Annotated in this window: 7 protein-coding genes; 3 read left to right on the forward strand and 4 right to left on the reverse strand. The window is 43.3% G+C overall.

The genetic code is table 11. The features are described 5' to 3' along the window. Positions 1 to 53: 53 nt before the first annotated feature. Positions 54 to 989, reverse strand: coding sequence for a bifunctional riboflavin kinase/FAD synthetase (gene ribF, locus JC606_RS16155; RefSeq protein WP_137408512.1), 936 nt, complete (start codon positions 987 to 989; stop codon positions 54 to 56). Between the two features lie 70 nt (positions 990 to 1059). After that, positions 1060 to 2622 (reverse strand): murein biosynthesis integral membrane protein MurJ, encoded by a 1563-nt coding sequence (gene murJ, locus JC606_RS16160; protein WP_137408511.1) that lies wholly within the window; start codon positions 2620 to 2622, stop codon positions 1060 to 1062. A 251-nt stretch (positions 2623 to 2873) separates the two neighbouring features. Between murJ and rpsT the strand changes: the two genes are divergently transcribed. Further along, on the forward strand, positions 2874 to 3134 hold the full coding sequence (rpsT, locus tag JC606_RS16165; RefSeq protein WP_004739529.1) for a 30S ribosomal protein S20: 261 nt from the start codon (positions 2874 to 2876) through the stop codon (positions 3132 to 3134). 279 nt (positions 3135 to 3413) lie between these two features. Here rpsT and JC606_RS16170 read toward each other — a convergent pair whose 3' ends face one another. Together JC606_RS16170 and nhaR are read right to left on the reverse strand one after the other, a co-directional pair. Next, the gene (locus JC606_RS16170; protein ID WP_004739532.1) at positions 3414 to 3707 is read right to left on the reverse strand and encodes an ArsR/SmtB family transcription factor; all 294 of its coding nucleotides are present in this window, start codon (positions 3705 to 3707) and stop codon (positions 3414 to 3416) included. A gap of 100 nt (positions 3708 to 3807) precedes the next feature. Continuing rightward, on the reverse strand, positions 3808 to 4698 hold the full coding sequence (nhaR, locus tag JC606_RS16175; protein ID WP_137408510.1) for a transcriptional activator NhaR: 891 nt from the start codon (positions 4696 to 4698) through the stop codon (positions 3808 to 3810). A gap of 390 nt (positions 4699 to 5088) precedes the next feature. Here nhaR and JC606_RS16180 point away from each other — a divergent pair, with 390 nt between their 5' ends. Continuing rightward, positions 5089 to 6234 (forward strand): Na/Pi symporter, encoded by a 1146-nt coding sequence (locus tag JC606_RS16180; RefSeq protein ID WP_061033341.1) that lies wholly within the window; start codon positions 5089 to 5091, stop codon positions 6232 to 6234. An 84-nt stretch (positions 6235 to 6318) separates the two neighbouring features. Further along, entirely contained in the window at positions 6319 to 6504 is a 186-nt protein-coding gene (locus JC606_RS16185) for a hypothetical protein (RefSeq protein WP_198778970.1), read from the forward strand. Positions 6505 to 6664: the final 160 nt, after the last annotated feature.

The raw sequence follows: 6664 nt of genomic DNA on the forward strand, positions 1-6664 counted from the left end.
TTCCGTTATATTGGGCGAAGTTAGACATTATGTTAATCGGTGGAATAATCCGATTAATTCTTTAGCTGAAGCAGCCACACCCTTGCGGCTTCAGCATCCAATTCTATTTGATTCTTTAATGCGTCGAACGATTCAAATTTTATCTCGTCGCGCAGTTTGTGCAAAAGTCGTACTTCTAACTGTTTACCATACAAATTGGCTTTAAAGTCAAAAAAGTGCACTTCTAATTGCTGCCTTACACCATTCACCGTTGGTCGTTGTCCAATATTAGCAACGCCACCGACAGGAACCCCGTCGATATCCAATGCTTCAACAACGTACACTCCCGACACAGGAGACACACAACGCTTTAATGGAATGTTAGCGGTAGGGAAACCTATGGTTCTCCCCAGTTTTCGACCATGGGACACACGACCACTAATGCTGTAATCACGTCCTAACATGGTAGCACTTGCAGCCAAGTCATCGACCGCTAATGCATTTCGTATCTCAGTACTGCTCACTCGTAATTGGTTTAAGCAATAACTTTGGGTGCTTACCACCTCAAAGCCATACTTTTCACCCGCTTCTTTAAGCATAGCGAAATTGCCAGTGCGGCCTTTGCCAAAACAAAAATCATCACCAACCACCAAAAACTTCACGCCAAGCTTATCAACCAAAAGATCTTTAATGAATGCTTCCGCCGATAAACTTGCAAAGTACTGATTAAAATTGACACACAATAAACGACTGATATCTAGCTTGCTCAGTTGTACGTACTTATCGCGTAAGCGAGTTAAACGTGCCGGCGCTTTATCTCGGGCAAACAGCTCCATAGGCTGCGGTTCAAACGTCATAACAACAGAAGGTAAACCTAATGCTGCCGCTTGTTCAGAAACCTGACTAAGAACCTCTTGATGTCCTAGATGAACACCATCGAAGTTACCTATGGTCAATACACAGCCGTGATGCTGCGCTTTAATATTGTGTATACCTCGGATCAGTTCCATTATGATCAGCTAAAACCTGTTATTTGCATCATTCATTGTGTGAAACCGACGGATTATATACTAATCAGTATTAATCTGTCGCTGCTTTTAAATGTTTTACTCGGATACCGAAAACCAGTACCGAAACAATATAAACAAAGCCACCAAGTCCAATCAAGCCTGTTAGCATCAGCGCTCTCTGACTAAAGCTCCATTCAAGCCATTGTTGCATATTATCTAACTGCCACAGAATTGCCGCGACCATCACGCCACCAGAGACAATTAACTTCGCGCAGAACAGCAAAGTGGTCTTTGTCAGCTTATAGACACCAGCAAGGTGTAAACCGCGATATAACAAGGCCATATTTACAAAGGCTGACAGAGCGGTTGCAATTGCCAAACCTATATAGCCATAGAAATAAGCAAAGATAGCGTTAAATACCATGTTCGTGACCATCGCGATAATGCCGTACTTCACTGGGGTTTTAGTGTCTTGACGAGAGTAATAACCCGGAGCTAACACTTTAATCAGCATGAAGTTAAGCAAGCCAGAGGCGTACGCTACTAAAGACATTGATGCTTGTTGCACGTCGTGTGGAGAGAACTCACCACGCATGAATAGCACCATTAGCATTGGTTTCGCTAAAACAATAAGGCCCAACATCGCAGGAATGCCAAGCAGTAGCACCATACGCACGCCCCAGTCCATGGTGTGTGCAAACCCTTCTCCTTGAGCATCAACGTGCTTACGAGACAAAGCAGGAAGAATCACAGTCGCAATCGCAATACCAAATAGACCCAGTGGGAATTCAAGCAATCGATCTGAGTAGTACAACCAACTAATAGAGCCTGTCGCTAGGAAGCTGGCAATGAAGGTATCAAACAGTAGGTTGATTTGGCTAACTGACACACCAAACAGAGCTGGAATCATTAATGTGCGAATCTTAACGACGCCCGGATCTCTCCAGCCCCACTTCGGCTTAACCAACACACCTGCTTTAATTAGGAAAGGCATCTGGAAAAGGAACTGAACTAAGCCACCAAGAAACACACCGATCGCCAAGCCGATTTCTGGCTGTTCTAAGTTCGGAGAGATAAACCACGCTGCACCGATGATCATGACATTCAAAAACACAGGGGTAAAAGAGGAGACCGCAAACTTACCCAGTGTATTGAGAATGGCACCAGATAACGCGACAAAAGTGATGAACCATAAATAAGGGAAGGTAATCTTGAGCATAAAGCTCGCGAGTTCGAACTTAGGCGCCGCTGGGCCATCATTTAGCCAGTCGATAAACCAACCCGCACCAAACAGCGCGGTAATTGCTCCAGAGCCCAGCACACCGATAACGGTAACAATAGACACTAATACCCCGAGCGTACCTGACACCTTAGCGATTAAATCTCGGGTTTTCTCTTTATCACCAGCCGCGTGATATTCCGTTAATACTGGAACAAACGCTTGAGAAAAGGCACCTTCTGCAAACAGTCGACGTAAGAAATTCGGGATTTTATTAGCGAAGAAAAATACGTCGGCACTCGCTCCTGCTCCCATCAAATTTGCTACTACTACATCACGTACTAGCCCCAATACACGGGAAACAAAAGTCATTGCACTGACAATCAGGCCTGACTTTAATAGTCGTTTACTCACAGAAACCTCTGACACTGGTTGATTACTTTCAAGGGAGGATAAATACTATCCTGTCCTAAGAAGCATATTTATTAGCATTGGTCTAAAAATGCTGTTAGAATCCCCGCCATCTTAACCGCGATGACCTTTCCATACCAAAGTTTGTTTGGCTACGATTGGTTTTTGCACAAATCATTTGACAATTAAGCGCTAATGAGGGATAGTCCTCGCCCTTAAATTGTCACCGAACTAAGTTTTTGGGAGTTAGACCCTTGGCAAACAGTAAATCTGCTAAGAAGCGCGCTATCCAAGCTGAGAAACGTCGCCAGCACAACGCTAGCCGTCGTTCTATGATGCGCACTTACATGAAAAAGACTATCGCAGCTATCGCAGCTGGTGATAAAGAAGCTGCAACTGCTGCTCTTGTAGAAGTTACACCACTTCTTGACCGTATGGCGACTAAAGGCCTTATTCATAAGAATAAAGCTGCACGTCATAAGTCTCGTTTCGCTGCTGCAATCAAAGCTCTTTAATAGAAATTTGATTACAACGCAAAACGAAAAAAACCGGCTTAGGCCGGTTTTTTTATATCTAAATTTTGAGCAGCCCAATTAAACGACTGACAGGCAGTAGTTAAAGGTGACTAACAAACCAAGTTACGAATAGGAAATAAAACAGATAGGAGTTAAATAGATAGGTTGTAGATAAATAGATAGTGAATAGACAGCGATAAACGTTCGACGTGAAATACTGACACTTCCTTGTGTCGACCTTATTCCTGATAAGAAACTACTTTTCTTACCAACAAAAAACTACTTGCAATATAGACCATGCAGTAGATTAATCATTGCTTTTACTTCTTCACTGCTCAATGTGTAATACACGGTTTGAGCTTCTTTGCGAGTATCGACCAAACCATCTCTTCTCAACCAAGCAAGATGTTGAGATAAAGCCGATTGACTCAGTTCCAACTTGCCACACAACTCCCCAACCGACAGCTCAGTACCATGTAAAAGGCACAAAATCTGTAAGCGACGTTCGTTGGCCATGGCTTTGAGTAGAATCACAGCTTGTGCTGAGTTCTTCTCCATCTCTTTTAAGTTCATAGTTTGGCTCCCTACAACCTTTACGCCAACTACGGGCTATCAGTATTTACGGCATATTGCGGAGTTATCATAGTCGATATCAATTCATTAACAAACTACCTCATTCGAACAATTTGCTAAAATCTGCGTCACATACATTTTTTACTGCTGGATGCTGGATCATCCTCTCAGCAAAAATGACGTAGTACTCCTCTTTTAACTCTTCAATACCACCTAAGAGCTGCAATGAAGTGTCTTGTTCTACTTCTGACATATAAAGCGTTGGCGCTAAGAAAATCGCGTCATGGTGATAGCGAGCGAACGCTTTCATCAATGCCGCGTCATCAAACTCTCCCAAAATATCTGGTTTAAGACCTTGGCGGTCAAACCATTGCAGTATCTTGCGCCCCATTGAGGTTCGACTGCCCGGGATCAGCAACTTCCTTTGTTCTAGTACAGCAGGGAAATTACCCCCTTTCACTTCACCTGAGCTGAAAAAGCTCATACCGCTCTCACCCAACTTCTTACTGAATAAGCCAGGGCTCTGGCTAGAGTCCACGGGGCAGTCAGACAAGATCATATCGAGCTTATGTTGAGAGAGCTGTTCAAGCAGCATTTCGTGAGTCGATTCAAAACAGCGAAGGTGGATACTGTTGTCTTCTGGAATTGTCGACATCAGGATCTTGCTAACGAGCCTTTTTGACAGTGCATCCGCAACACCGACATCAAACAGAATATTTGAGTGCTGACTGTAGTTCACGATGTCGAGCATTTCGTAGCTCAAACCAAACATACGATCCGCGTATTTGAACACCAACTGCCCAAGCTCTGTTGGCTCAACACTACGACCGTTGCGCTTAGTCAGCTTGCCGTCCATTCGCTCTTCTAATGCTTTTATCTGGCCAGTTACCGTTTGAGGTGTGAGAAATAGAGCTTCTGCTGCTTTAGTAACAGAGCCTTGCTTACAGACCATCCAGAAGTAATAAAGATGGTTATAGTTGAGGTGCGACATAGGTGTGCCGTAAATAAGAGAGTCGATTCCTTTTTATATCAAATATGACACCTCCGCTCAACAAACTCGGAAAAACCAATCACAAAACCATTTAACCACTAATTTTTTCGAAGTTTTTGGTTTCATAATGTAATATTAGGACGAATTTTCTCAATTTTTTTCTAACTTTTAAGATCTATATCACCCATCAAAACCAGCAATAAAAACATTCAAAAACAATAACTTAAAATAACCACATTTACTGCCAGAATATTTAAACAGTAAATCATCACAAAAAAGTCTCGCCTCAATCAAAATGTAATATTACTGAAATATTTCACCTCTAACATCACGCTCAGATTAAACAAACAGACCAAACACAGACTTAAACGGTCCTATGGAGAAAACATTATGAACCAAGCTACTACTGCAGCAGCGCCTATTTCGAGCACAACTCGTTGGCTACGCTGGGCTAACTTGGCATTCATGCTTTACCTACTATTACTTTCAGTTTCAATGGTTGGTACAGGCTTCAAATGGGCAACAGGCGAACAAGCAAAAGTTCTTTTTGAATTTGCTTCACACCCAGTTGCAGGCTTAATGATTGGTTTAGTTGCAACCGCACTTATTCAATCATCAAGTACAGTTACTTCAATTATCGTTGGCCTTGTGGCAGGTGGTTTACCTGTTGAGCTAGCAATCCCTATGATCATGGGTGCAAACATTGGTACGACAGTAACCAATACGCTAGTTAGCCTTGGTCACGTTCGTTGTAAAGAAGAGTTCAAACGCGCATTCGCAAGTGCGACGATTCACGACTTCTTTAACCTATTGGCTGTAGCTATCTTCCTACCGCTAGAGATGGCGTTTGGTATTCTAGAGAAGATTTCTCACTGGTTGGTATCTCCGATGCTAGCAACAGGTGATATGAGCATGAAGGGTCTTAACTTCATCAAACCAATCACTAAACCAGTAGTGAGCGCAATTAAAGAGCCTCTATCAACATTTGGCGACACGGTTGGCGGCATCATGCTTATCGCTCTAGGTATCGCAACTATCTTCGTAGCTATCACAGTTATGGGTAAGCTGATGAAGAGCCTAATGGTTGGTCGTGCTCGTGAGATTCTGAAGAACGCAATCGGTCGTGGTCCAATCCACGGTATCGCTTCTGGCTCTATCGTTACTATCCTTGTTCAGTCTTCTTCAACGACGACAAGCTTGATGGTTCCACTAGTAGGCTCAGGTGTTCTTAAAGTACGTGATGTTTACCCATTCACTCTAGGCGCAAACATCGGTACATGTATTACCGCTCTGCTAGCAGCAACAGCAGTATCTGGTGAGTTCGCAGTATTCGCACTACAGATTGCTCTAGTACACTTGGTGTTCAACATCATGGCAACGGTATTCATCTTCGGTATCCCGTTCCTACGTGAGCTACCAGTTAAAGCGGCAGACATGATTTCAGACATGGCTGTGAAGAACAAAGCTGTTGTTGCCGGTTACCTTGTTGCGGTATTCCTTGTACTGCCAGGCACAATCTTGTCTCTGACTGCTTAGTAGCAAAATACACATCGCTTATATCAAAGCCCGCAACCTAGGTTGCGGGCTTTTTCTTTTTTTAAGAGCAGATGTGAGATTCGAGTGAACGAGTGGCGAAGAGATAAAAACAAATGCGAGTGGCGAGCGAAGAACCAGAAGCAGATTAGAGATACGGGTAAGCAAGTAACGAAAAACACGAACTGTGATAGCCGTAATTGGTATATCGCCGACTCAAACCTAGGTATGCTTTTCGTATTCCTAATCTCATTTACTCGTTTCTACTCTTAGCTCTTCGTATCCCTAGTCTCGTTTACTCGTATCTGCTCCTGATCTTCGCATATCGAGACCCGGTTACTCATCACTGCCCCTTAAATAAAAAAGGCTGCACAGTGGCCTGTCTCTTGATCACAAGTCTGGTTAATCAAGAGACTTGGCGAGTTCATACCCT

The organism is Vibrio sp. IB15, from assembly GCF_016406055.1.
Classification (GTDB): domain Bacteria; phylum Pseudomonadota; class Gammaproteobacteria; order Enterobacterales; family Vibrionaceae; genus Vibrio; species Vibrio chagasii.